This window comes from Leisingera daeponensis DSM 23529, assembly GCF_000473145.1.
GTDB lineage: Bacteria > Pseudomonadota > Alphaproteobacteria > Rhodobacterales > Rhodobacteraceae > Leisingera > Leisingera daeponensis.
In genome coordinates this window covers 162708-185283 of the sequence record NZ_KI421500.1, presented here as the reverse complement: position 1 = coordinate 185283, position 22576 = coordinate 162708, and the positions used below count along the sequence as shown (strand labels likewise).

20 protein-coding genes are annotated in these 22576 nt (G+C 65.8%); 7 read left to right on the top strand and 13 right to left on the bottom strand.

Annotated elements, in window-relative coordinates; all coding sequences use genetic code 11:
• Positions 1-55 precede the first annotated feature (55 nt).
• The 6 genes from DAEP_RS0101220 to DAEP_RS0101195 all read right to left on the bottom strand — a co-directional run bounded on the left by DAEP_RS0101220 (position 56) and on the right by DAEP_RS0101195 (position 7801).
• Positions 56-709 carry a cell wall hydrolase gene (locus DAEP_RS0101220; protein ID WP_027243391.1) on the bottom strand — a complete coding sequence of 218 codons (654 nt, stop codon included), beginning with the start codon at positions 707-709 and terminating at the stop codon, positions 56-58.
• 170 nt (positions 710-879) lie between these two features.
• The gene (locus tag DAEP_RS0101215; RefSeq protein WP_027243390.1) at positions 880-3456 is read right to left on the bottom strand and encodes a putative PEP-binding protein; all 2577 of its coding nucleotides are present in this window, start codon (positions 3454-3456) and stop codon (positions 880-882) included.
• Positions 3457-3633: 177 nt separating this feature from the next.
• The gene (glyS, locus tag DAEP_RS0101210; protein WP_027243389.1) at positions 3634-5733 is read right to left on the bottom strand and encodes a glycine--tRNA ligase subunit beta; all 2100 of its coding nucleotides are present in this window, start codon (positions 5731-5733) and stop codon (positions 3634-3636) included.
• A gap of 76 nt (positions 5734-5809) precedes the next feature.
• On the bottom strand, positions 5810-6343 hold the full coding sequence (locus tag DAEP_RS0101205; RefSeq protein WP_027243388.1) for a DUF6446 family protein: 534 nt from the start codon (positions 6341-6343) through the stop codon (positions 5810-5812).
• Positions 6336-6875, bottom strand: coding sequence for a hypothetical protein (locus DAEP_RS0101200; protein ID WP_027243387.1), 540 nt, complete (start codon positions 6873-6875; stop codon positions 6336-6338). Before DAEP_RS0101200 ends, DAEP_RS0101205 begins: the two co-directional genes overlap by 8 nt.
• A complete protein-coding gene (locus tag DAEP_RS0101195) occupies positions 6872-7801 on the bottom strand; it encodes a glycine--tRNA ligase subunit alpha (protein WP_027243386.1) in 930 nt (309 codons plus the stop codon). Before DAEP_RS0101195 ends, DAEP_RS0101200 begins: the two co-directional genes overlap by 4 nt.
• Positions 7802-8057: 256 nt before the next feature.
• Between DAEP_RS0101195 and DAEP_RS0101190 the strand changes: the two genes are divergently transcribed.
• Complete coding sequence (locus DAEP_RS0101190; protein ID WP_027243385.1) at positions 8058-9845, top strand: trypsin-like peptidase domain-containing protein; 1788 nt, start codon at positions 8058-8060, stop codon at positions 9843-9845.
• A 317-nt stretch (positions 9846-10162) separates the two neighbouring features.
• On the opposite strand, the gene DAEP_RS0101185 is transcribed toward DAEP_RS0101190, so the two are convergent.
• The 4 genes from DAEP_RS0101185 to DAEP_RS0101170 all read right to left on the bottom strand — a co-directional run bounded on the left by DAEP_RS0101185 (position 10163) and on the right by DAEP_RS0101170 (position 12699).
• Positions 10163-10804 carry an SDR family oxidoreductase gene (locus DAEP_RS0101185; RefSeq protein ID WP_008553899.1) on the bottom strand — a complete coding sequence of 214 codons (642 nt, stop codon included), beginning with the start codon at positions 10802-10804 and terminating at the stop codon, positions 10163-10165.
• Positions 10805-10817: 13 nt separating this feature from the next.
• Positions 10818-11321: a DUF1178 family protein gene (locus tag DAEP_RS0101180; RefSeq protein ID WP_027243384.1), complete on the bottom strand. Its 504-nt coding sequence runs from the start codon at positions 11319-11321 to the stop codon at positions 10818-10820.
• 67 nt (positions 11322-11388) lie between these two features.
• On the bottom strand, positions 11389-12162 hold the full coding sequence (locus DAEP_RS0101175) for an EcsC family protein (protein ID WP_027243383.1): 774 nt from the start codon (positions 12160-12162) through the stop codon (positions 11389-11391).
• A 48-nt stretch (positions 12163-12210) separates the two neighbouring features.
• Positions 12211-12699 (bottom strand): GNAT family N-acetyltransferase, encoded by a 489-nt coding sequence (locus DAEP_RS0101170; RefSeq protein WP_027243382.1) that lies wholly within the window; start codon positions 12697-12699, stop codon positions 12211-12213.
• A gap of 99 nt (positions 12700-12798) precedes the next feature.
• Between DAEP_RS0101170 and DAEP_RS0101165 the strand changes: the two genes are divergently transcribed.
• Entirely contained in the window at positions 12799-13404 is a 606-nt protein-coding gene (locus DAEP_RS0101165) for a flavin reductase family protein (RefSeq protein WP_027243381.1), read from the top strand.
• 8 nt (positions 13405-13412) lie between these two features.
• Positions 13413-14054 (top strand): CatB-related O-acetyltransferase, encoded by a 642-nt coding sequence (locus tag DAEP_RS0101160; protein ID WP_008557242.1) that lies wholly within the window; start codon positions 13413-13415, stop codon positions 14052-14054.
• Between the two features lie 95 nt (positions 14055-14149).
• Here the strand turns inward: DAEP_RS0101160 and DAEP_RS0101155 are convergent, their stop codons facing one another.
• Complete coding sequence (locus tag DAEP_RS0101155; RefSeq protein ID WP_027243380.1) at positions 14150-15760, bottom strand: SulP family inorganic anion transporter; 1611 nt, start codon at positions 15758-15760, stop codon at positions 14150-14152.
• Positions 15761-15931: 171 nt separating this feature from the next.
• Between DAEP_RS0101155 and DAEP_RS0101150 the strand changes: the two genes are divergently transcribed.
• From DAEP_RS0101150 to DAEP_RS0101130, 4 genes are all read left to right on the top strand, one after another.
• Positions 15932-16486, top strand: a complete 555-nt coding sequence (locus DAEP_RS0101150; protein WP_027243379.1) for an invasion associated locus B family protein — start codon at positions 15932-15934, stop codon at positions 16484-16486.
• Positions 16487-16861: 375 nt separating this feature from the next.
• A complete protein-coding gene (locus DAEP_RS0101145; RefSeq protein WP_036760392.1) occupies positions 16862-17725 on the top strand; it encodes an S-methyl-5'-thioadenosine phosphorylase in 864 nt (287 codons plus the stop codon).
• Between the two features lie 121 nt (positions 17726-17846).
• Positions 17847-18857, top strand: coding sequence for a DUF418 domain-containing protein (locus DAEP_RS0101140; protein WP_036760391.1), 1011 nt, complete (start codon positions 17847-17849; stop codon positions 18855-18857).
• Between the two features lie 411 nt (positions 18858-19268).
• On the top strand, positions 19269-19808 hold the full coding sequence (locus DAEP_RS0101130) for an adenine phosphoribosyltransferase (RefSeq protein ID WP_008556837.1): 540 nt from the start codon (positions 19269-19271) through the stop codon (positions 19806-19808).
• A gap of 204 nt (positions 19809-20012) precedes the next feature.
• Here the strand turns inward: DAEP_RS0101130 and DAEP_RS0101125 are convergent, their stop codons facing one another.
• Complete coding sequence (locus DAEP_RS0101125) at positions 20013-21431, bottom strand: FAD-binding oxidoreductase (RefSeq protein ID WP_027243376.1); 1419 nt, start codon at positions 21429-21431, stop codon at positions 20013-20015.
• 41 nt (positions 21432-21472) lie between these two features.
• Positions 21473-22297 (bottom strand): MBL fold metallo-hydrolase, encoded by an 825-nt coding sequence (locus DAEP_RS0101120; RefSeq protein ID WP_027243375.1) that lies wholly within the window; start codon positions 22295-22297, stop codon positions 21473-21475.
• Positions 22298-22576: the final 279 nt, after the last annotated feature.

Sequence of the window (22576 nt, the reverse complement as noted above, 5' to 3'; positions counted from 1 at the left end):
CCGCAAACGCCATGCCAGTAGCCGAAAGCGGCACGGATATGCCGCCTTCAGGCGTTCAGTTGCTCAGCGCGGTCCGGTAGCGGTCATCGCGGTAGAACACGTGCACACCGATGCGCGCGGTACTTGTGAAGACCCGGCTCCAGCGCGGCCGCACCGCGGTGGTGTGATAGTAGGTCGCGCCATCCGTCAGCTCAGTCTTCAGCCCGTCCAGCGCCGCCCGCGCCACCTTGGCCACCCGCTGATAGGCCTTCTTTTCGTTGATCACTTCCTTGTAGCCGTCGCAGGTGTAAGTGAACTGGCACTGGTACTTGCGCCCGGTGCCCTGCTTGATCACCCCGCACAGCGTGTTGGGAAACTGGGCGCTTTTGACCCGGTTCAGGATCACCTCGGCAACGGCAAACTGGCCTTTCACGGTTTCGCCCCGGGCCTCGAAATACAGCGCCTCCGCCAGGCAGGCAAATTGCTCGCCGCCTGTCGCTTTTGGCCGCGAATCCAGCCACGCTTTGCTGTATTCGACTTTTGCCTGAGGTTTTCGGCTATTGAGCGGATCTGCGCGGAATCCAAACAATCCGCTGAACTTTCGCGCAGGTACCGCGTTGAGACTGGCCTGTTCACGCTCGATCAGCGCATCCAGGCCGGTTTCGGCGGCAACACTCTTACCCATCGTGATGGTGGCAGCCATCACGGCAAACATAGTCAACAATTTCATTCAGGGTTCCCCCGTCCTAGCAGCTTGTGCCCGGTCTCCCCAGCACATGCGGTCGCATCCATTAATGGAAAAGGCCCCAAACGTCCAGCTTTGGGGGGGCTGCCGCACGGTACGGGAAACACACGAGCCGCCGGCCTGACGCCGGCGGCCGCTGAATGCCCCAATTTTTCTTAATATTTTGTGTAGGTTGGCGCGACTTGGCCGGTTTGGCTGGAAATTGCCAATTGGGCTGCGGCCAAACGCGCAACCGGCACGCGATACGGCGAGCACGAAACGTAATCAAAGCCCGCATCCCGGCAAAACGCAATCGATTCGGGGTTGCCGCCATGCTCCCCGCAGATCGACAGAGTGATGTCCGGATTCTCCGCCCGGCCGCGCTGCACGCCGAGTTTCAGCAGCTCTCCCACGCCGTCGGTGTCCAGCACGTGGAAGGGATCTTCGGGGAAAACGCCCTGGTTCACGTAAACCGACATGAACCGCCCCGCATCGTCGCGCGACAGGCCATAGGTCATCTGGGTCAGGTCGTTGGTGCCAAAGCTCAGGAACGCCGTGTGCGGTGAAATCTCCCCCGCGCGCAGCGCCGCCCGCGGCGTTTCCACCATCACCCCCAGGCGGTAGGTGAAATCCTCGCCGCGCTCCGCCTTCACCGCGGCGGCCACCGCGTCGATACGGGTTTTGACCAGCTCCACCTCGCGCTTGGCCGAGACCAGCGGAATCATGATCTCCGGCACCACCGGCTCGCCCCATTTGGAGGCCTCCAAAGTGGCCTCAAAGATCGCCCGCGCCTGCATGTCGTAGATTTCCGGCACGGTGACGCCCAGCCGCACGCCGCGCAGGCCCAGCATCGGGTTGTACTCGCCCATCTCCTCAACCCGGCGCGTCACATCGCTGACCGGAATGCCCAGAGCCTCCGACAGCTCGCGCTGGCCGGATTTGGTGGCGGGCAGGAATTCATGCAGCGGCGGGTCGAAAAGACGGATGCAGACCGGCATCCCCTCCATGATCCGGAACAGCTCGCGGAAATCATTTCGCTGCATCGGCAGCAAGCGCTCCAGCACCGCAGCCCGGCCAGAGGGGGTTTCGGCAAAGATCATTTCCCGCATCACCGTCAGGCGGCCGGGATCGAAAAACATGTGCTCTGTACGGCAGAGACCGATGCCTTGAGCGTTGAATTTCCGCGCAGTTTCAGCATCTTCCGGCGTATCCGCGTTGGCGCGGATTCCGATGTCGCGGGCATCGTCCGCCCAAGCCAGCAGGGTCAGCAGCGCACCGTCCTCGGCCGCCTCCAGCATCTCCGGCTGGCCCGCCAGAACCTGGCCGCTGCTGCCGTCGATGGTGATGACGTCGCCGGCCTTGAACATCCGGCCATCCGCCGCCTGCAGCATCTTGAGCTTGGTGTGGAACTTGATGTTGGACGCGCCGACGATACAGGGCAGCCCCAGCCCGCGGCCGATCACCGCGGCATGGCTGGTCATGCCGCCCTTCTCCGTCAGCACTCCGGCAGCGGCGTGCATGCCGCGCACATCCTCCGGCGAGGTTTCCCGCCGCACCAGGATGCAAGGCTCGCCGCGTGCCGCACTGGCCTGCGCCCCGGCGGCCGTGAACACCAGCTTGCCGGTGGCCGCGCCCGGGCTGGCGGCGATGCCGCGCCCGATCACGTCGCGCTTGGCATAGGGCGCCACCTGGCGGTGCAATAGCTCGTTCAGGATATGCGCATCGACCCGCATCAGCGCCTCTTGCTGCGGGATGATGCCGTCCTCCGCCAGTGCCACCGCAATCTGCACCGCCGCCCGCGCTGAACGCACAACCCGCACCCCGTCCAGGATATGCACCCGGCCGTTGTCGACGACGAATTCCAGCTGCATCTCCTCGCGCAGCTTGCAGCGCATCAGCGCGGCGTGGGCCTTGAGATCCGCAAAGGCTTCCGGCGCCAGTTCCTCCAGCGACAGCCCGCGGGCGTCCTTGGCCAGATACAGCGCCCCGGCCCCGGCCCCCAGCGCATCGCGGCCCTGGCTCTGGCTCAGGTAGCGCCCGGTCAGTTGCGGCTGGCCGGTGGTGGAATTCACCAGCTGCAGCACACCGGAGCCGCACTCGCCCTGCCCCACGCCGGGGATCATCTCCTGCACCACCAGCCCGAGGCCCGCATCGGCCGGCGCGCCCTTGGCCTGACGCAACAGCCGCGCCGAGGTGCCCTCCCATGCCCGCGCCATCGAGCGCAGAACTTCCGCCAGTTGCTCGCCCGGGTCCTGCGGGAACGGCTCGTCGGTTTCCGCCTCATAGGCGTGCAGGATCTCGCTCAGCGCATCCGGGCCGCCGTCCTCGACATCGTCGAACACATCCGGGTCCAGCCGCGCCACATGCACTGCGTAGGACTGCACAAACCGCAGATACAGCGCCGCCGCCGCTTCCCGGCCCAAGGTGTCGCACAGGTCGACATAGCGCGCATCGTTCATGCCGATGTTCAGGATTGCTCCGGGCCCGCCCCAGTCCGGGTCCTCGGACGAGGGGCGCACGCACAGCAGCGCTTCCGGGTCGAACTCTCCCAGCACTGCCGACAGATCGGGCATCTGCCCTTCGGCGATGGCATGCACCGCATCAAAGGACAGCGCCACCGTGCGCGGCACCGGCAGGTCCAGCCGCACCAGCCGCTGCAGGCATTTTGCCCGCCCGCCATGGGTGGCGGTGGCAATCGGCGCGGTGGCGCTGATGAGGCAGGCCGGCGGGGTCTGTACGAAATCTTTCTGCACTGCAGCACGTCTCCTTTGCCAGTCACCATAAGGGGATGCGGCGATGGCGCAAGAGCCTTGTAGCGGCCTGCGGAGGCCGAAAGCGCTCTGGAAACGAAAAACCGGCCTTCCCTTGCGGAAAGGCCGGTCCCTGCGGGGCGAGTATTTCTTGGAAAGATGAAAGAGCCGGCGGCTCTCTCAGCCTTCCACCTTGGTGAGGTCGGCCACCTGGCCGCAGACCTGGCGGATCTGGCTGAGGAGGTTGAGGCGGTTGCGGCGCAGCACCTCGTTCTCCGCGTTCACCTGCACCGCCTCAAAGAACGCATCGACCGGCGCGCGCAGGGCGGCCATGCCCCGCATGGCAGCCGCGAAATCTTCGGCCTCGATGGCCGGAGAGATCGCCGCCCCGCCTGCCTCCAGCGCGTCGAACAGCGCTTTTTCCGCCGGGTCCTCGGCAAACTTGCGGTCGGCGCCAAAGGAGTATTCCACGCCGTCTTTTTCCTCGGCCTGGGTGAGGATGTTGTTGGCGCGCTTGAAGCCCTGCAGCAGGTTCTCGCCATCCTCGGTCTTCAGGAAATCCTCCAGGGCGCGGGCGCGTTTCACCAGCAGAGTGAGGTCGTCGCTGCCGTCCATGGCGATGCAGGCGTCGATCACATCATGGCGGATGCCCTGATCGCGCAGGAAGACCTTGAGGCGGTCGTGGAAGAAGCCACGCAAATCATTCACGTCAGCAAATGCTTCACCTGACGCACCTTCACGCTTGCCAGTAATCTCAGCGGCTTTGCCGAAGACCATATTGAGAGGCATCCGCACATCGTTTTCCAGCACCAACCGGATCACCCCCAGCGCAGCGCGGCGCAGGGCGTAGGGGTCTTTCGACCCGGTGGGCTTTTCATCAATCGCCCAGAAGCCGGTCAGCGTGTCCAGCTTGTCGGCCAGCGCCACGGCGACCGACACCGGCTCCGACGGCACATCATCGCCCGGCCCCAGCGGCGAGTAATGCTGCTCGCAGGCGTTTGCCACTGCCTGCGGCAGGCCCGCGGCCTCGGCGTAGTAGCGGCCCATCAGGCCCTGAAGCTCCGGGAACTCATAGACCATCTCGGAGCTGAGATCGGCCTTGGCCACACGTGCCGCCTGTTCGGCCAGATCCGCATCAGCGCCGACCACCGGAGCGATCTCGCGCGCCAGCGCGGCGATCCGGTCGATGCGCGCGGCCTGGGTGCCCAGCCTGTTGTGGAAGGTCACGTTGGAGAGGTTCTCCACCCAGGCGCTCATGCCCGCTTCGGACTTCGCCGTGCGCAGGTCGTTCTCCCAGAAGAACTTGGCATCCGCCAGACGCGCCGACAGCACCTTCTGGTTGCCCGCCAGGATGGTGGCGCCATTGTCCGCGGTCTCGCGGTTGGCGACGGTGATGAATTTCTCGATCCGGCCCGTCTTGGGGTTCTTCACCGAGAAGAACTTCTGGTGCTCCTTCATCGAGGTCTGCAGCACCTCCGGCGGCAGTTCCAGGAATTCGGCGTCAATCGCGCCCATCAGCACAACCGGCCATTCGACCAGACCGGAGACCTCGGCCAGCAGGCCCTTGTCCTCAACCACATCCAGCCCGCTGGCAAAGGCCTGATTGGTAGCCTCCTGCCAGATCGCCTCGGCCCGCTCGCGGGCGTCCAGCACCACAAAGGCGCGCTTCAGCTTGGCCGCGTAGTCGTCAAAGCCGGTGACGGCGAAGGCATCCGGCGCCATGAAGCGGTGGCCGCGGGTGGTGTTGCCCGATTTGATGCCGTCGATATCCAGGTCCACCACCGAGGTGCCGTTTTCATCCGACAGGATGCACAGAATCGAATGCAGCGGACGAACCCAGCGCAAAGAGCCTGCGCCCCAGCGCATGGATTTGGGCCAGGGGAAGTTGCGGATCGTGTCTTCCAGCACTTCGGCAATGATCTCTGCCGCCGGGCGGCCCGGCTTTTCGATCATCGCGAAATAGACCGCGCCCTTGGGGGTCTCGCGCTCTTCCAGCTGCTCGCGGCTCAGGCCTGCGCCGCGCAGGAAACCCTCGATCGCCTTGTCAGGCGCGCCCACTTTCGGCCCTTTACGCTCTTCGCGGATGGTGGGGCTTTCGGCCAGCAGGCCATCGACGGCCAAGGTCAGGCGGCGCGGCGTCGACAGCGCGGCGGCCCCGGCATAAGTGAGACCCGCCTCGACCAGACCATCGGTCACGCGCTTCTTTAGGTCCTCGGCGGCACGCGCCTGCATGCGGGCCGGGATTTCCTCGGAAAACAGTTCAATCAGCAGATCGGGCATCAGATATCCTCGGGCGTGGCCGCGCGGGCGGGCGCAGCAGTATAATTGAATAGGGCGGGCTTGCGGCGAGCGCTCATCATTCGCTTCCGCCCGCCTCAGGCCGGGGCGGGCATTCTTCGCCCACCACGGTGCCGTCATAGGCTTTCTGGCCGCAGTCGTTCAGTTCATGCCAAACATAGCCGCGGCCCTCATCGGTGACGGCAACAATGCGGTCGACACCATAGGAGATGTTCTTGACCGACAGGAAGGACTTGGCCGAGCCATCCGCCAGCTTGGCGCCAATGGCAGCGGCGTCGAAACACTCGAACCAGTCCGGCGCATTGCGCGGCTCGACCTTGTCGGACAGGGTGAAGACCTGCGCCAGCTCATCCGGCGACACCTTTGTGGTGAAACAGGCGCGGTAGCGGATCGGGGAGCTGCCTGCGTCAATCGCCTCGAAATCCGAATAGGCAATCGGCTGCGCCTCGCCGCCATCCAGCGGCACCAGCACCACATCGCGGCCCGGCTGAAGCGCCACCTCATCATAGAAGCCATAGACCTGCAGGTAATACATCGCCCCCCCGGCCGCGAGGCCGGAGATGATCAGGATCAGGGCCAGAAACTTACCCATCGGCACCTCCTCCAATTGAACCTTCATTCAGCGCGCCGGTTTCCACGCCGGTCAGAATTCGTTTCTGATACGGACGCAACAAAAGTCGCCCCTCAGACACGGAGCGCCCGGATCTTTGCAACTCGGCTGTCTCGTCTTCCGTGACTGCGGCGGACGTCAGCAACTTGCCCTCCGCTTCGCAGTCTTTAAGCATTTCCAAGAACCATGGCACACGAGAGGTGCACAAATTGACGGTAAACTCGAACCCATCTTCGCCAAGCGGCGTCAGCCAGAAGTGCTTACCTTTCGGGTGAGAGCGCGGTGAGTTCTGCTTCAGGTTTTCCTCATCACAGAAAAAAACTTCCAAGGAAACAACCCCATCCGCCTTCATGGGGTCCTGATGATAGTCCCAAATGTCCTGCCCCTTGTCATAGACAAAGCTGCCAAACCCATTGAGTCTGGTCACAAGCGGTCTCCAATTTCCTGTCGACCAGTTCACACTGCTTTCGAGACGTTTCTCGAAGCTGTGAAACTGCATAAACAGCTTGGTCAAGCCGCATGCCCTCCAGCCTCGGTCAGCACGAATGCATCGGCGCATTGCTTGGCCAGCGCCCGGACGCGGCCGATGTAGGCCTGGCGTTCAGTGACCGAAATCACCCCGCGCGCGTCCAGCAGGTTGAAGATGTGGCTGGCCTTGATGCACTGGTCATAGGCCGGGTGCGCCATGATGATGCGCTTGCCGGTCTTGGGGTCCATATGCTCCTGCGCGAGGATGGCCGCGCATTCGGCCTCGGCCTCCTCGAAATGGCGCAGCAGCACATCGGTGCTGGCCACGTCAAAGTTCCAGCGGGCGTATTCTTCCTCGGTCTGCTTGAACACATCGCCGTAGGTCAGCGGGATCATCGCGTCCGGATCGTTGAACGGCATGTCCATCACGTGATCGACGCCCAGCACATACATCGCCAGACGCTCCAGGCCATAGGTCAGCTCGCCGGAGACCGGATGGCAGTCATGGCCGCCAACCTGCTGGAAATAGGTGAACTGGCTGACTTCCATGCCGTCGCACCAGACCTCCCAGCCCAGACCCCAGGCGCCCAGCGTCGGGCTTTCCCAGTCATCCTCGACAAAGCGGATGTCATGCAGCGCCATGTCGATACCGATCGCCTCCAGCGAGCCCAGGTACAGCTCCTGCAGATCCGGCGGGCTCGGCTTGATCAGCACCTGGTACTGGTAATAGTGCTGCAGCCGGTTCGGGTTCTCGCCATAGCGCCCGTCGGTCGGACGGCGCGAGGGCTGCACATAAGCCGCCGCCCAGGCCTTGGATCCCAGCGAGCGCAGCGTGGTCGCCGGGTGGAAGGTGCCGGCGCCGACTTCCATGTCATAGGGCTGCATCACCGCGCAGCCCTTGGCGGCCCAGTAGTTCTGAAGCCTCAGGATAATCTCTTGGAAGGAGCGCGGCGCGCCGTTGGTCTGGGTCATGTCTTATCCCTTTGGGGGCAGCTAAGGCAGCAATTGCGGGGATCTTCCTATGCAAGGCTTTTGGCAGGGTCAACGCCCTGCGGGCGCTTGCAGCGGCGCTGCGGCCCGCAGCCCGCAGCACATCGGCAACAAAAGTGCGGGAATGCGGCAACGCGCCGGGAATTCCCCCTGCGATGAGGAGTTCCCTTTGCTCCTGCAAAATGCTTAACCTCCGCGGCAAAGAATAAGAGTACTTCCGGGATACGAGGCCCTGACAATGAATAAACTGTTTGCCGCTCTGGCGCTGCCCCTGATCGCGCTGGCCATTGCGTTCTCTGCGCCTGTGTCGGCGCAAAGCAGCCGGGATGCGGTCTGGATCCAGATTGCTGCCCGCCCCTCCCTGCGCGAGGCCGAAAACGAGGCCCGCACCTATGCCGCGCGCCTGCCGGACGTGTCGGGCTACGCGCTTGGCGGCGGCTGGTACGGCGTGGTGCTGGGCCCCTATGCCCGCGAGGACGCAGAACGGGTGCTGCAGGTGTACCGCGCCGAGGGTCAGATTCCGCGCGACAGCTTCATCGCCTTCCGCCGCAACCTGGGCAGCCAGTTCTACCCGGTGGCAGCAGATGCCGCCCCGCCGGCAGAACCAGCCCCGGCCCCTGCCCCGGCAGAGCCTGCAGCGCAGGAGCCTGCCGCGCAGGAGCCTGAACCGCAGCAGCAGACGGCCCCGCAATCGGCCCTGCCCGACGAGACTCCGGCCCAGGCGCGCCGCAGCGAAAGCGCGCTCAGCCGCGAACAGCGGATGGATCTGCAAGTCGCGCTGAAAGCCGCTGGCTTCTACGATTCCGGCATCGACGGCGCTTTCGGCCGCGGCACCCGCGCCTCGATGAGCGACTGGCAGGCGGCCCGCGGCTTTGAGCCGACCGGAGTGCTGACCACCGCCCAGCGCCAGGTGCTGATGGATGAATACAACGCGCCGCTGATCTCTGCCGGCATGGCACGGGTGGAGGACACCAAGGCCGGCATCGCCGTGCAGATGCCCGCAGCTGAGGTGAGTTTCGACCGCTATGAATCACCCTTTGCCCATTACACCAGCAAGGGGGATGCGGGCGCCCAGGTGCTGCTGATCAGCCAGCCCGGCGACAAGCGCACCCTGTTCGGCCTCTACGACATTCTGCAGACGCTGGAAATCGTGCCGCTTGAGGGCCCGCGCCAGCGCGGCAGCGACAGCTTCACCATCGAAGGCCGCAACGACCGGATCGTCTCCTTCACCCAGGCAAGCCTTGAAAACGGCGAAGTGAAGGGGTTCACCCTGATCTGGCCCGCCGGTGATGAGGACCGCCGCACCCGTGTTCTGGCCGCGATGCAGGCCAGCTTCACCCGGCTTGAAGGCGTGCTGGACCCGGCCGCGGGCAGCGACGCGGTGCAGGACATCGACCTGGTTTCCGGCCTGGAGATCCGCAAGCCGAAGCTCTCGCGCTCGGGCTTCTTTGTGGACGGCAACGGCAGCGTGCTGACCACATCTGACGTGGTGGCAGGCTGCACCCGGATCACCCTGGATCACGGCTATCAGGCCGAGGTGGCCGCCAATGACACGGCCGGCGGCATCGCCATCCTGCGCCCGGCAGAGCCGCTGGCCCCCGCCGCCGTGGCCGAGCTCAGCACCTCCTCCCCCCGCCTTCAGTCCGAGATTGCGGTCTCCGGGTTCTCCTACGAGGGCGTGCTGGGCGCGCCGAGCCTCACCTGGGGCAAGATCGCTGATGTCAAAAGCCTCGATGGCAACACCGCAGTGGCGCGCCTCGACCTGGCGGCCCAGCCGGGCGATGCCGGCGGCCCGGTGATTGACAGCACCGGCGCGGTGCATGGCATGCTGCTGCCGCGGCAGCCCGATGGCAAGCAGCTGCCCGAGGGCGTGAGCTTTGCGGTCAACGCCGAAGCCCTCCGCAGCGCGCTGAGCGCGGCCGGCGTAACCGCAGCCAGCAAGTCCCCCGCCGCAGGCAGCCTGCCCAGCGCGGCAATCTCCCGGCTCGCCTCCGGCATGACCGTCCTGGTCAGCTGCTGGGAGTAAGCGCCCGGCCCGGATACGGGCGCCAAGGGCCAACCACCATCAGCCGGCGCGCCCGTCGCGCCGGCTTTTTTTTGCGGCCAGTGCCGCGCCGGAAAGAGGTCTATCCGCTTGCAGCGCACGGGGCTGCTCCCGCCCGGCGCCGGGCCTTGCCAGGCCCTCAGCCCGTTGGGAACGGCACCGCACTACCGTGCGGTGCAGCGGCGCGCGCAGGCGCGGCGCCGGGCCCAAGGCCGCCAAGGCGTCCTCAGCCCCGCTGAGGACGCCTGCGGGCGCGGGAGCCCCGCCACTGCGTTTAGGGCGCAGGGCGGGGAGGTGTATCAGTACGGTTGGATGCGGCCGTCCCAGGTGTGGAAGCAGCCGGTGGTCTCCAGCGACAGCACGTCGAACTCGTTGATCAGCCCGGCGACCGACTCTGCCACCGTGATATCGCCCTCATCGCCGCCCATGTCGGTGCGTACCCAGCCCGGGTGGTAGATGCCGACGGCAATCCCTTCGGCCTTCAGATCGGTGGCCAGGTTGCGGCCGAGGTTCAGCGCCGCGGCCTTCGACGCGCGATAAGCATAGCTGCCGCCCGGCGCCCGTGACTGGCTGGCCATCTGCGACGACAGGATGGCAATCTTGGGCGCATCCGACAGCCGCAGGTTGGGCAGCATCGCCTGCACGGTCAGGAACACGCCCGTCACATTGGCCGCCAGCGTCTTGGCCCAGACCTCGGCCGAGTAATCCGCAAGCCCCATCGCCTTGTCGATATAAACCCCGGCATTGCAGACCAAGAGGTCCACCGGCCGGTTCCGGATCTGGGCAGCAAAACGCGCCTGCTGGCCGGGGTCGGAGACATCCAGCTTCACCCCCGAGGAATGATCCCGCGAGGTGCCGGTCACCTCGTGGCCCGCCTCTCGCAGCTGCTTCACCAGCTCCTTGCCGATGCCGCGGCTGGTCCCCGTTACGACTGCGTGCATACTGCCCTGCCTCTCAATTCGCTTTGCGCCCGGGACGGAACGGCAGCGGCAGCACCGGCACGCCTTCCTCGATCAGTTCCCGCGCGTCTTCAAGTTTGGCCTCGCCATGAATGGCCCGCTCCGGCGCCTCGCCCAGATGCATCGCCCGCGCCTCCTGCACAAAGCGGTCGCCCACATAATCGGAGTTCTCTTCAACCTTCCGGCGCAGCTCGGCAATGGCCTTCTCCACCTCGCCTGAAGGACGGCTCAGCAGGCCCGGCCCCGCCTGCGCCGGCACAGGTGCCGGCACCGAAGCTGAAGGCGCAGCGACGGCCTGCGGTTCGGGCTCGCCGACACCGGACACTGCCTTGCGCCCCGGACGCACCCGCGGGGCCATGACCGCCTTCTTCACCCCGGTGCCGCCGCAAACCGCACAGGACACCAGACCGGCCGCCGCCAGTTTGTCAAACGCCGCTGCAGACTGGAACCAGCTGTCGAAGCTGTGGCCCTCTGCGCATTTGAGGCTGTATTGAATCATGTTTTCCCTCATAGCAGGAAGAGGCGATTAAATCTCCCTTTCCGGCAAGTGCAAGAGCGCAGTGCGCCTAAACCGCCGCACCGGGGCGCTGCAGCCGCTGCCGCAGCCGTGCCGCCAGCTCCTCCTGCGGCGTTCCGGCCTCCACCGCCAGCCGCCGCAGGCCGAAATGCACATGCGCCATCTCCCGGTAATAGCCGGAAAAGACGTAGTTCACCGCAGCCCCTGCAACCGCGCCGGCAAGCGGCACCGCCTGCGCCGCCAGCTTCTGCCCCAGCACCGCCCCCAGCTTGGGCGCCACCTGGGCAATCAGCTTATGCACCCCGCCGGGCAGCCCCAGCCGCAGCGAGACGAAGCCAAGATCGGCCCCGTCATCGCTGGCCAGCGGGCCCGCCGCAGCGAACACCTGGATGCAATCGAAGGTGACGCTCTCGGCCTCCGGGTCAAAGCCTTCGGCGGCTGCGGCGCTTTGAATGGTGCGCAGCAAAAAGGCGGTGGTGGCAGGCAGCTCCACCAGCGCGCCGGGAAGACCGGCTGCGCCGCCCGCCGCGCCCATCGCGGCGCTGACCACCCGGTCGACGCCGGGCTTCTGGTCGGGCACCAGGCGGCGCGACGTGGTTGCGCCTTTCATGGCCAGCCGCAGCGCCGTTTCCGCGGCACCGGTCAGCCCGGCCCGCACCGGCGCCGGCAAGCGTTCCAGCAGGCTCTCGCCGCTGCCGCCCAGCCGGGTCATCAGCTCCACGCCGAACCCGCCCGCCGCGTGATAGCGTTTGGCCAGCGCGTCCAGCTCCGCCTCGACCTGCTGCGGGGTCAGCTCCCGCGCATTGCTCAGAATGTCTGCCACATACGCCTCCTGTATCTGCCTAACAGATCGGCGGAACCGAGGCCGATTTCAACCCTGCCAGCGGGTGACCTGGCCGCGGACGCCGTCCCAGGCGCCATCCTGCAAGGCAAGCCCCAGAACCCGGTCCGGGTTGGTGGGCGGCGGCATTTCCACCCCCTCCAGGCGGGTAAAGCCAAAGCGCCGGTAATAGGGCGCATCGCCCACCAGCATCACCCGCGCCCAGCCACTCTCCTGCGCCTTGGCCAGGCTGTCGCGAATCAGCGACCCGCCCAGCCCCTCGCCCTGCCGCGTCGGATGCACCGCCACCGGCCCCAGCAAGAGCGCCGGCGCGTCCCCGATCAGCACCGGCCAGAACCGGATCGCCGCAGCCAGGATTCCGTCGCTGTCGCGCGCCACCTGGCTGAGGCCCGCCACCGGCGGCACCCCTTCGCGCAGCCGGTAGGAAGACAGGGCCTCCCTGCCCGGCGCAAAGCACAGGTCGTAAAGCGCCTCGACCTCCCACCGGTCGTCCGGCCGTTCCGCTTGCAATTCGATCACGCTGCCCTGTCTCCGCCGATATCCTCTGCAGGCTGGCATTTGGCCTAACACGGGCGTAAGGCTTGGGCAAACACCTAAGCCACAGAACAGGAAGCCAGAATGTTCTACCGCCCCGAGGACGGCCACGGCCTGCCCCACAATCCGTTCAACGCCATTGTCACACCCCGCCCCATCGGCTGGATCTCCTCCCGCTCCGCCGACGGGGTGAACAACCTGGCGCCCTATTCCTTTTTCAACGCAGTGGCCTATACGCCGCCGCAGGTGATGTTTGCCTCCACCAGCGCCAAGCCCGACCAGGACGGCACCAAGGACAGCGTCGCCAACATCGAGGCCACCGGCGTCTTTTGCGTCAATGTGGTATCCTATGCGCTGCGCGATGCGATGAACGCCAGCTCCGGCGCGCTGCCCAAGGATGTGGACGAGTTCGCCCATGCCGGCCTGACCGCCGTGGAGTGCGAAACCATCGCCTGCGCCCGTGTCGCCGAAGCCCCCGCGGCGCTGGAATGCCGGCTTACCCGAATCGTGACCCTGCCGGGCGAGGCCAACAAGGTCGTGTTCGGCGAGGTGACCGGTGTCCACATGCGCGACGAGTGCCTGAAGGACGGCACCTTCGACGTCACCACCTTCCAGCCGCTCGCCCGCCTCGGCTACCGCGACTATTCGGTGGTGCGCGACCTGTTCCCGCTCACCCGCCCCGATGATTGAGACCCGCGATGCCGCTGCCTGATCCCCGTAAACGCAACCCGATCATCCTGCCGGACGGCACGCCGCACCCGGGCACCGTGATGCTGTCACGGGTGCTGGACCATCCGAACATTCAGGCCGGCGACTACAGCTATGCCTCCGATTTCGACCCGCCGGACAACTGGGCGCTGCACCTCGCCCCCTACCTGTTCCCCGGCGCGCGGGAACGCCTGGTGATCGGCCGGTTCTGCCAGATCGCCCACGGCGCGCGCTTCATCACCGCGTCGGCCAACCACGCGCAGGAAGGCCTCAGCTGCTACCCCTTCCCGGTGTTCGATCCCAGCCAGATGGCCGGTTTCCAGCCCGACACCCGCGACACGGTGATCGGCAACGACGTCTGGATCGGCTACGGCGCCCTGATCCTGCCCGGTGCCCGCGTCAGTGACGGCGCCATCATCGGCGCAGGCGCCGTGGTGCGCGGCACGATACCGCCCTACGCCATCGTCACTGGCAACCCCGGCACCGTGCAGGGCTACCGCTTCCCCAAACCGCAGATCGCCCGGCTGCTGGCCTTGAAATGGTGGGACTGGCCCGCGGACCTCATTACCCGCGCCGAACCGGCACTCTTGTCTGGCGACCTCGACATGCTGGAGAGCATCGCGCCTGACTGAGCGTTTTCTGATATGGTGAGCCAGAAGCCACCCTGGAAACTAATAAAGCCCGCAGTTCATTCGAACCGCGGGCTTTTTTGTCAAACCGTCAGCGATTAGTGGCCGCCCAGGATCCCGGTCCTGACCGAGTAGTCCACCGCCAGCTCATAGTCCGGGTCGTCGTCGCTATCGACCATCAGGTGGCCCGCCTTGGTCAGCAGCTGGTGGCAGTCGCGGCTCAGGTGGCGCAGCACCAGTTTCTTGCCCTCGGCTTCATACTTTCCAGCCAGCGCCTCGATTGCCTGCAGCGCCGACTGGTCCACCACCCGGCTGCGCGCGAAGTCCACGATCACATGGTCCGGATCGCCCGCCACGTCAAACAGCTCGATGAACCCGTCGGTGGAGCCGAAGAACAGCGGGCCTTCGATCTCATAAACCTTGGCGCCCTTGTCGCTTGCGGACTCGCGGGTATAGGCGTGGATGCGGCGCGCGTTGTTCCAGGCATAGGCCAGCGCCGAGACGATGACGCCCACCACAACCGCAATCGCCAGGTCGGTCATCACCGTCACCACGGTCACCAGCACAATCACGAAGGCGTCCATCGGCGGAACCTTGGTCATGATCTTGATCGAATTCCAGGCGAAGGTGCCGATCACCACCATGAACATCACGCCCACGAGTGCGGCCAGCGGGATCTGCTCGATCAGCGGCGAGGCCGCCACGATGAACAGCAAGAGGAACAGCGCCGCGGCAATGCCCGCGATCCGGGTCCGCCCGCCCGATTTCACGTTGATCATCGACTGGCCGATCATCGCGCAGCCGCCCATACCGCCGAAAAAGCCGGTCACCACATTCGAGGCCCCCTGCGCAATGCATTCCTGGCTGGCGCCGCCGCGCTTGCCGGTGATTTCGCCCACCAGGTTCAGGGTCAGCAGACTCTCGATCAGGCCGATCGCCGCCAGGATCACCGCATAGGGCAGGATGATCTCGAAGGTCTCCCAGTTCAGCGGCACCATCGGGATATGGAAGGCGGGCAGGCCGCCCTCGATCGAGGCCATGTCACCGACCCGCGGCACATCCAGCCCCAGCGCGATCACCAGAACCGCCACGATTCCGATCCCCGCCAGCGGCGCCGGGATAGCGTTGGTGATCTTGGGCATCCCCCAGATGATCACCATGGTCAGCGCCACCAGCCCCAGCATCATGTAAAGCGAGGCGCCGCTCAGCCACTCCGCGCCATCACTGCCCGGCACCTTGAACTGGGTGAGCTGCGCTAGGAAGATCACGATGGCAAGGCCGTTCACAAAGCCCAGCATCACCGGATGCGGCACCAGGCGGATAAACTTGCCCCAATGCATGACGCCCGCAAAGATCTGCAGGATCCCCATCAGCACCACGGTGGCAAACAGGTATTCCACCCCGTGCTCCGCCACCAGCGCCACCATCACCACCGCCAGCGCGCCGGTCGCACCCGAAATCATCCCGGGGCGGCCGCCGAACACCGCGGTGATCAGCCCCACCATGAAGGCCGCGTACAGCCCGACCAGCGGATGCACCCCTGCGACGAATGCAAAGGCCACCGCCTCCGGCACCAGCGCCAGCGCGACGGTGAGGCCGGACAGCAATTCGGTGCGCACGCGGGCCACGGTAAAGCCCTCGTCCTGCATGATGGAAAGGTTGGGCGGGGATATCTGCTTGGCCAGCAAAGCCATGGCTGCGCGTCTCATTGGGTGTACCTGTGCTCGGGAGGAGGAGTGTTCGCCGCCCGCCCCTAGCGGAAATACGCCAATGGGGCAAGGGCGCGGGGCCGAGCGCCCATCCATCGCGCGAACGTGAATTGCACCAGCATCCCGCCATACACAGGTACAGTCGCAGTGAGCTTTCCTGGGGAAAAGATGATGCGGATCCTGCTTGCCTGCCTTGCCCTCGCCGCCGCCCCTGCCCTTGCACAGGACCGGGCCGGACATGACACCGCCAGCGACTGGCGGGTGAAACACTATGAAAGCTTTGGCATCTGGACCTCCGCCTGCGACGAACGCGAGGAGGCCAATGCCCTGGTGCAGCGCTGCTACATCCGCTGGGTGGATGTGTTCTCGCCGCGCCCCAGGTTTGCCGGCCAGTTCCTCTTCCTCACCCCTCATGCGGAGGGCTGGAAGGTCAGCTTCGGCATTGAGCCGGGAACTCTGTTCAGCCCCCGAGGCTTCCGCATCGAACGGCAGGGAGAGGTCACGTGGCGCAGCCTGCATCCCGGCTGCCTCACCGGCCTCAGTTGCAGCTTCACCGGTGCCGGCGCGGACAAGCTGATCGCACAGATGCGTGAAGGCGGCGCCTTCCGCTTCACTTTCCGCGACCGGCACGGGCAGGCGCAGGATCTCACCTGGCCGCTGGAAGGGTTTGATGCGGCCTTTGCCGATTTCCGGGCCGCCGCCAAAGCCCGCAGCCTTTTGGAATAGCCTGCGTGGAACATCAGCAATTCCCCTCTGCAAGATTTAACCCGCCACCCCGGCGCTCAGGAGCCTTGTGCGCAATGTCCCGCTGGCCGGCTTCATCTTTCCTCAAATACTCTCGCCGAAGGCGAAACTTCATAGGGCCTCCGCCCGTGCGGTCCTGAAACTTTGCCCCGGGCGATCACGGGGACGGGCCTCACCCCGCTTCAAACATCCCGGCCTCCCGGCAGCCGCCCGCTGCACAGGGGGTGCACAGCGGGTGCACGCATGCCGCCCCCTCATTTCGCACCTTGGGCTTGCCAAACCCCGGCCCGCTTGCGCATATCCCCTTCAACAGCATCAGGAGGGCAGCACGTGACCGCATCAGAACCCCGCGAAACCATGATCGCCGTGATCGGCGGCTCGGGCATCTACGAAATCGACGGGCTCGAAAACGCTGAGTGGGTCTCGGTGGAAACCCCTTGGGGTGCCCCGTCCGATCACATTTTCACCGGTTCCCTGGGCGGTGTGAAGATGGCCTTCCTGCCCCGCCACGGCCGCGGCCATGTGCATTCCCCGACCGAGGTCCCCTACCGCGCCAATATCGACGCGCTGAAGCGGCTGGGCGTGACTGACGTGTTCTCCGTTTCCGCCTGCGGATCGTTTCGCGAGGAGATGGCACCGGGCGATTTCGTCGTTGTGGATCAATTCATTGACCGCACCTTCGCGCGTGAGAAAAGCTTCTTCGGCACCGGCTGCGTCGCCCATGTGAGCGTCGCGCACCCGACCTGCGAGCGGCTGTCGGACGCGGCGGAGGCTGCGGGCCGGGACGCCGGCATAAAGATCCACCGCGGCGGCACGTATCTCTGCATGGAAGGCCCGCAGTTCTCGTCCATGGCGGAAAGCAAGATGTACCGCGAGCAATGGGGCTGCGACGTGATCGGCATGACCAACATGCCCGAGGCCAAACTCGCCCGCGAGGCCGAGCTGTGCTACGCCTCCATCGCAATGGTCACCGATTACGACAGCTGGCACCCGGAGCACGGCGCGGTAGAAATCACTGAAATCATTGCGACTTTGCAGGGCAACTCCGCCAACGCCCGCGAATTGGTGCGGCGTCTGCCCGACCTGCTGGGACAACAGCGCGCGGACTGCCCGCACGGCTGCGACAAGGCGCTGGAATACGCCATCATGACCGCGCCGGAGCGGCGGGATCCGGCGCTGCTGGCCAAACTCGACGCGGTCGCAGGCCGGGTGCTGGGCTGATCCCCGGCAGCAACAGATTTCAGGTTTCGGGGCGGGCCAGAGGGTGCCGCCCCTTTTCTTTGCCCAACAGGATGCCTTTATCGGACAACAGGATTTACCTCAGGATTTCAGGATTTTTTTCATGCGCCTTCATGGATTGGACATCGCCCGTTTCCTCGCTTTCTGCGGCATGGTGCTGGTCAACTTCCGGATCGCGGCGCAAGTGAGCCCGGGGCCAGATGCCATCTCGCTGTTCACCAACGCCCTGGAAGGCCGGGCCGCGGCGCTGTTTGTCATCCTTGCCGGGGTTGGCCTGTCTGTCGGCAAACCGGACCGGGCAACCCTGTTGCGCCGCGCGCTGTTCCTGTTCCTGATCGGGCTCTTGAACCTGACTATCTTCGAAGCCGACATCCTGCATTTCTACGCGCTCTACTTCCTGGTGGCGCTGCCGTTCCTGACGGCGACCGGCCGGGTACTGCTGCTGGCTGCCGCGGGCACGTTACTGATCGGCCTGATAAGCCTGCTGGCACTGGACTACGAGGCGCATTGGAACTGGGAGACACTGGCTTACGCGGACTTCTGGACGCTGGAAGGCTTCCTGCGCCATTCCTTCTTCAACGGCTGGCATCCGGTATTTCCCTGGGCGGCCTTCCTGTTTCTGGGCATGTGGATCGGCCGCCTGAACCTGGCCAGCCGGTCCGTGCAGGCGCGCCTGGTGCTATGGGGCGCAGCGGCCGCAGCGCTGGCGGCCTTGCCCGGGCTATTGGTACAGAACCCGGACCTGACAGAGCTTTCGGGCACGAGCGCCATCCCCCCCGGGCCTTTCTACATCCTCGCAGCCTCTGGCAGCGCGATGGCAGTGATTGGACTGACGCTGGCCATCACCCCGGCTTTGGACAAGGCGGGCCTTGCCGAATGGCTGGCCGCCCCGGGCCGGCAGGCCCTGAGCCTCTATGCGGCGCATATCCTGCTTGGCATGGGCACCCTGGAGGCTATGGGACAGCTTGATGGCTCGCTGTCTGCCGAGCAAATCTTCGGCTATTCGCTGGGCTTCTGTGCCCTGTCCATGGTGGCGGCCTGGATCTGGAGCCTCTTTGCCAAACGCGGGCCGCTGGAGGCCTTGCTGCGCTGGAGCACCAGCTTTCCCAGGTAAAGCCTGCCAGCGGGCCAGCCGCTGCGCAAAAGGTGACGTCCCGCACACCGGCAACTCTAGCCGTCTTGCGTCAGGATTCTTTGCACAAAGCGGTGGGTTTCGCGGCCCGCCGTCGTGTCCTGATCTCGGACGGCCCGGCAAGAGCGTTCCGCCCCCTTGCCCAAGCGCAGGATCAACCGTCTGGCCTGTCCTGCCCTGCGCCGCCGCGACCGGCGCCATGCGCATCTGGCCCGGCTTCCGGGAAGCCTTTACCGCAGCGACCTGTCGCGGCGGAAAACCCGGCACGGCAACTGACGTCACTGGCGCGGCTGCCGGTTCCCCCTTGCATGACAGCGCGGCTTCGGCCAAACCCCCTGTGCCCGGCGGCAGTGCCGGGCCGCCGGAACCGATGCGCCAAGGGGAGCCAAGCCGATGCCCAAGAAGACCGCTGTTAAGGATTATATCCGCACCATCGTCGACTTCCCGCACGAAGGGATCATGTTCCGCGATGTGACCACCCTGTTTGCCGATCCGCGCGGCTTCCGCATGGCGATCGACCAGATGCTGCATCCCTACGCGGGCGAGCAGATCGACAAGGTTGTGGGGCTTGAGGCGCGCGGCTTCATCCTGGGCGGCGCAATTGCGCATCAGCTGAGCGTCGGTTTCGTGCCGATCCGCAAGAAGGGCAAGCTGCCGGGCACCACCATCAGCCAAGAGTACAAGCTGGAATACGGTGAGGCGATTGTCGAGATCCACGATGACGCGATCAAGCCGGGCGAGAAGATCCTGGTGGTGGATGACCTGCTGGCCACCGGCGGCACCGCGGGTGCAGGCATCAAGCTGATCGAGCGGCTGGGCGGCGAGATCGTGTCGTGCTCGTTCATCGTCGACCTGCCGGAGCTGGGCGGCCGCAAACTGCTGGAAAGCATGGGCATGGACGTCCATGTTCTGTGCGAGTTCGAAGGGCTCTGACGCCCGGCCCGCGGCGCGCTCCCGCCCGTCCTGCGCCATTTTCCGTGAAAACGGCTTTGCCGGTTGGGCATGGCCTTTCAGGTGCCCTGCCAGGGCACCTGAAAGGCGCGCCGCGCGGATGCGCGGCGCCGGGCCCAAAGCCGCCAGGCGGTCCGGCGCAGCCGGGCAGCCGCGGGTGCGGGAGCCCTTCCTTTTTCAGAGAATTCAGACGGCCCTCAGCACCGCGCCCGGGTTCATGATCCCGTTCGGGTCCAGCGCCTGCTTGATCGCGCGCATGGCCGCCAGTTTGACCGGATCGCCATACCGCTCCAGGTCACTGGTTTTCATCCGTCCTACGCCATGCTCCGCGCTGAAAGAGCCGCCGAAGGTGTGGACCAAGTCATGCACGGCCTCCTTCACGGCACTCCGCAGGTGGTCAAAGTCCTCCCGCCTGCGGCCTTTGGGCGGGAAGACGTTGTAGTGCAGGTTGCCGTCCCCAAGGTGACCAAAGCAGTTGATCCGGAATACGCCCAGTGTCTCCAGCACCTCATGGCCGCGTTTGATGAACGCCGGGATCTCTGAGACCGGGACCGAGATGTCATGACTTGAAATTGCACCGATCGCCTTGTTGGCAACCGGGATATGCTCACGCAGCGACCACAGCGCCTGCCGCTGCGCCTCGGATTGAGCAATGACGCCATCCTGCGCAAGCCCGGCCCGTTCCGCCGCCTCGAACAGCTCCGCCAGGGCGGTTTCAGGATCCAGCCCGCGCGGCAGGCCAACTTCGATCAGCACCGACCACTCCGGCGCCGGGGCGAAAGGCTGGCGCACTTGCGGCTGGGTCTCGGCCAGGAACTCCAGCCCCTGCCGGTGGATCAGCTCAAAGGCGCTGACGGCCTCACCGGCCTGATCCCGGGCCAGCGCCAGCAGCGCGATGGCCGCTTCCGGGTCCTTCACTGTGAAAAGGGCCGTGCCCTGTCCCGCCGGGATAGGCGACAGTTTCAGAGCCGCAGCGGTGATCACTCCCAATGTGCCCTCGGCGCCGATCAGCAGGTTCTTGAGGTCATAGCCGGTGTTGTCTTTGCGCAGGCGCGAGAGCCCGTGCCAGACCTCGCCGGAAGGCAGCACCGCTTCCAGCCCCAGGCACAAGTCGCGGGCGTTGCCGTAGCGCAGCACGTTGACCCCGCCTGCATTGGTCGCAAGGTTGCCGCCGATCCGGGCCGAGCCTTCCGCCGCCAGCGAGAGGGGAAACAGCCGGTCTGCCGCCTGCGCAGCGGCCTGCACATCCGCCAGAATGGCACCAGCCTCGGCGATAATCACGTTTTCCTGCGGGTAAACCGCGCGGATCGCCGTCATCCGCTCCAGTGACAGCAGAAGCGGTGCCGGGCCGTCCGGCATCACCTGGCCGCCGACCAGACCGGTGCCGCCGCCGTAGGGCACAACCGGCACCCGGGCGGCATTGGCCTCGCGCACCAGGGTTGCGGCCTGCTCCACGGTGTGCGGCAGCGCCAGCACGCCCGCCTGCCCGCGATAGCGCCCGCGCGGCTCCTCCAGGTGGCGCGGCTCAGGCTGGCGCAGCACGCCTTCGGGCAGCAGGGCAGAAAGGCGGGCGGCAAAGGCGGGATCGGCGGGGTTGAGGCTCATGCCCTATCCATGCCGCAAGGCCCGGCGGCTGGCAAGCGGGCTCACTCCTCTTCCAGCAGGTGCTTCGGCCGCAGCACATGGATGGTCGGGCGGCTGGGCAGGCTGCGCAGCGAAACGGTGAGTGTGCTGCTGCCGTCATCGACCACATCGAACTCCGGGCCGACCTGAGACAGAAAGCGGTCCAGGGAGTAGTCGCTGAACCAGTGCATCGGGATGATGACAGAGGACCGCAGCCGCCCCAGCACCTCCAGCATCTGATCGAGCGGCAGGGTGATGCCGCCGTCCACCGCTGCCATCACCACATCCAGCCGCCCCAGCGCCGCGTATTGCTCCGGCGTCGGCACATGGTGCAGGTGGCCCAGGTGGCCAATGCAGAGCCCCGCAGCCTCGAACACGAAAATCGAATTGCCCTGCTGCTCCACCCCGCCGAACATGTTGCGGATATCGGTGGAGACATTGCGGATCAGCATCTCCCCCAGGTCGAGGTGATGGTCGATGCCTGCCCCGAAGGGGCCCCAGCCTTCCAGCACATGCGGGATCGCCGGATCGGGGTGGGCCGTCCAATGGGTTTCATGGGCGTGGTTCATGGTGACCACATCAGGGATCAAGGGCGCAGCGCCGGTGAATCCGGTGAAATCGGTGACCACATTCAGCCCGCCCTCGGTGCGCAGCAGAAAGGAGGCATGGGCGATATAGCGGATCAGCACGCTGTCCTTGGCAACCGGATCCTGCCAGCTGGCTTTGTGCAGGTAAGCCAGGCCGGGCGTGCCTTGCGCCAGGGCGATGCAATGGCTCGGCCGCCGCTCCTGTGCGGGGAGGGCACTGGCACAGAGGATAAGCCACAGGAGACAGCAAAACGCGCGCATGGGGCAGGTTCTAGGGCGCAAACCACCGCTGTCAGCCCCGGGCGCGAAAAAATCTTCTGGGGCGCTCCCGCCCGCTCCGGCAGAATTGCAAATTCCGCCTTGCGGTTGGGCTGGGCGCCGGGCCTGCGGCCCGGCGCGGACCCGGCAGACCGCCGCCGTCTCTCCCGGCCGCTAGGCCGGGAAACGCCGCACCGCAGGTGCGGCGCCATGCCCGACGGGCGCGGTGCATGTCAGTGCACCAGCGGCGGGCGGGAGGCATTGCCTTTTGCGGGGCCGCAG

What these genes read in the sequence shown, in the direction of transcription:
- DAEP_RS0101220 (WP_027243391.1), bottom strand. Translation starts at nt 709, where the DNA reads ATGAAATTGTTGACTATGTTTGCCGTGATGGCTGCCACCATCACGATG.
- glyS (WP_027243389.1), bottom strand. Translation starts at nt 5,733, where the DNA reads ATGCCCGATCTGCTGATTGAACTGTTTTCCGAGGAAATCCCGGCCCGC.
- DAEP_RS0101205 (WP_027243388.1), bottom strand. Translation starts at nt 6,343, where the DNA reads ATGGGTAAGTTTCTGGCCCTGATCCTGATCATCTCCGGCCTCGCGGCC.
- DAEP_RS0101195 (WP_027243386.1), bottom strand. Translation starts at nt 7,801, where the DNA reads ATGACCCAGACCAACGGCGCGCCGCGCTCCTTCCAAGAGATTATCCTG.
- DAEP_RS0101190 (WP_027243385.1), top strand. Translation starts at nt 8,058, where the DNA reads ATGAATAAACTGTTTGCCGCTCTGGCGCTGCCCCTGATCGCGCTGGCC.
- DAEP_RS0101185 (WP_008553899.1), bottom strand. Translation starts at nt 10,804, where the DNA reads ATGCACGCAGTCGTAACGGGGACCAGCCGCGGCATCGGCAAGGAGCTG.
- DAEP_RS0101180 (WP_027243384.1), bottom strand. Translation starts at nt 11,321, where the DNA reads ATGATTCAATACAGCCTCAAATGCGCAGAGGGCCACAGCTTCGACAGC.
- DAEP_RS0101165 (WP_027243381.1), top strand. Translation starts at nt 12,799, where the DNA reads ATGTTCTACCGCCCCGAGGACGGCCACGGCCTGCCCCACAATCCGTTC.
- DAEP_RS0101160 (WP_008557242.1), top strand. Translation starts at nt 13,413, where the DNA reads ATGCCGCTGCCTGATCCCCGTAAACGCAACCCGATCATCCTGCCGGAC.
- DAEP_RS0101155 (WP_027243380.1), bottom strand. Translation starts at nt 15,760, where the DNA reads ATGAGACGCGCAGCCATGGCTTTGCTGGCCAAGCAGATATCCCCGCCC.
- DAEP_RS0101150 (WP_027243379.1), top strand. Translation starts at nt 15,932, where the DNA reads ATGCGGATCCTGCTTGCCTGCCTTGCCCTCGCCGCCGCCCCTGCCCTT.
- DAEP_RS0101145 (WP_036760392.1), top strand. Translation starts at nt 16,862, where the DNA reads ATGATCGCCGTGATCGGCGGCTCGGGCATCTACGAAATCGACGGGCTC.
- DAEP_RS0101140 (WP_036760391.1), top strand. Translation starts at nt 17,847, where the DNA reads ATGCGCCTTCATGGATTGGACATCGCCCGTTTCCTCGCTTTCTGCGGC.
- DAEP_RS0101130 (WP_008556837.1), top strand. Translation starts at nt 19,269, where the DNA reads ATGCCCAAGAAGACCGCTGTTAAGGATTATATCCGCACCATCGTCGAC.
- DAEP_RS0101125 (WP_027243376.1), bottom strand. Translation starts at nt 21,431, where the DNA reads ATGAGCCTCAACCCCGCCGATCCCGCCTTTGCCGCCCGCCTTTCTGCC.
- DAEP_RS0101120 (WP_027243375.1), bottom strand. Translation starts at nt 22,297, where the DNA reads ATGCGCGCGTTTTGCTGTCTCCTGTGGCTTATCCTCTGTGCCAGTGCC.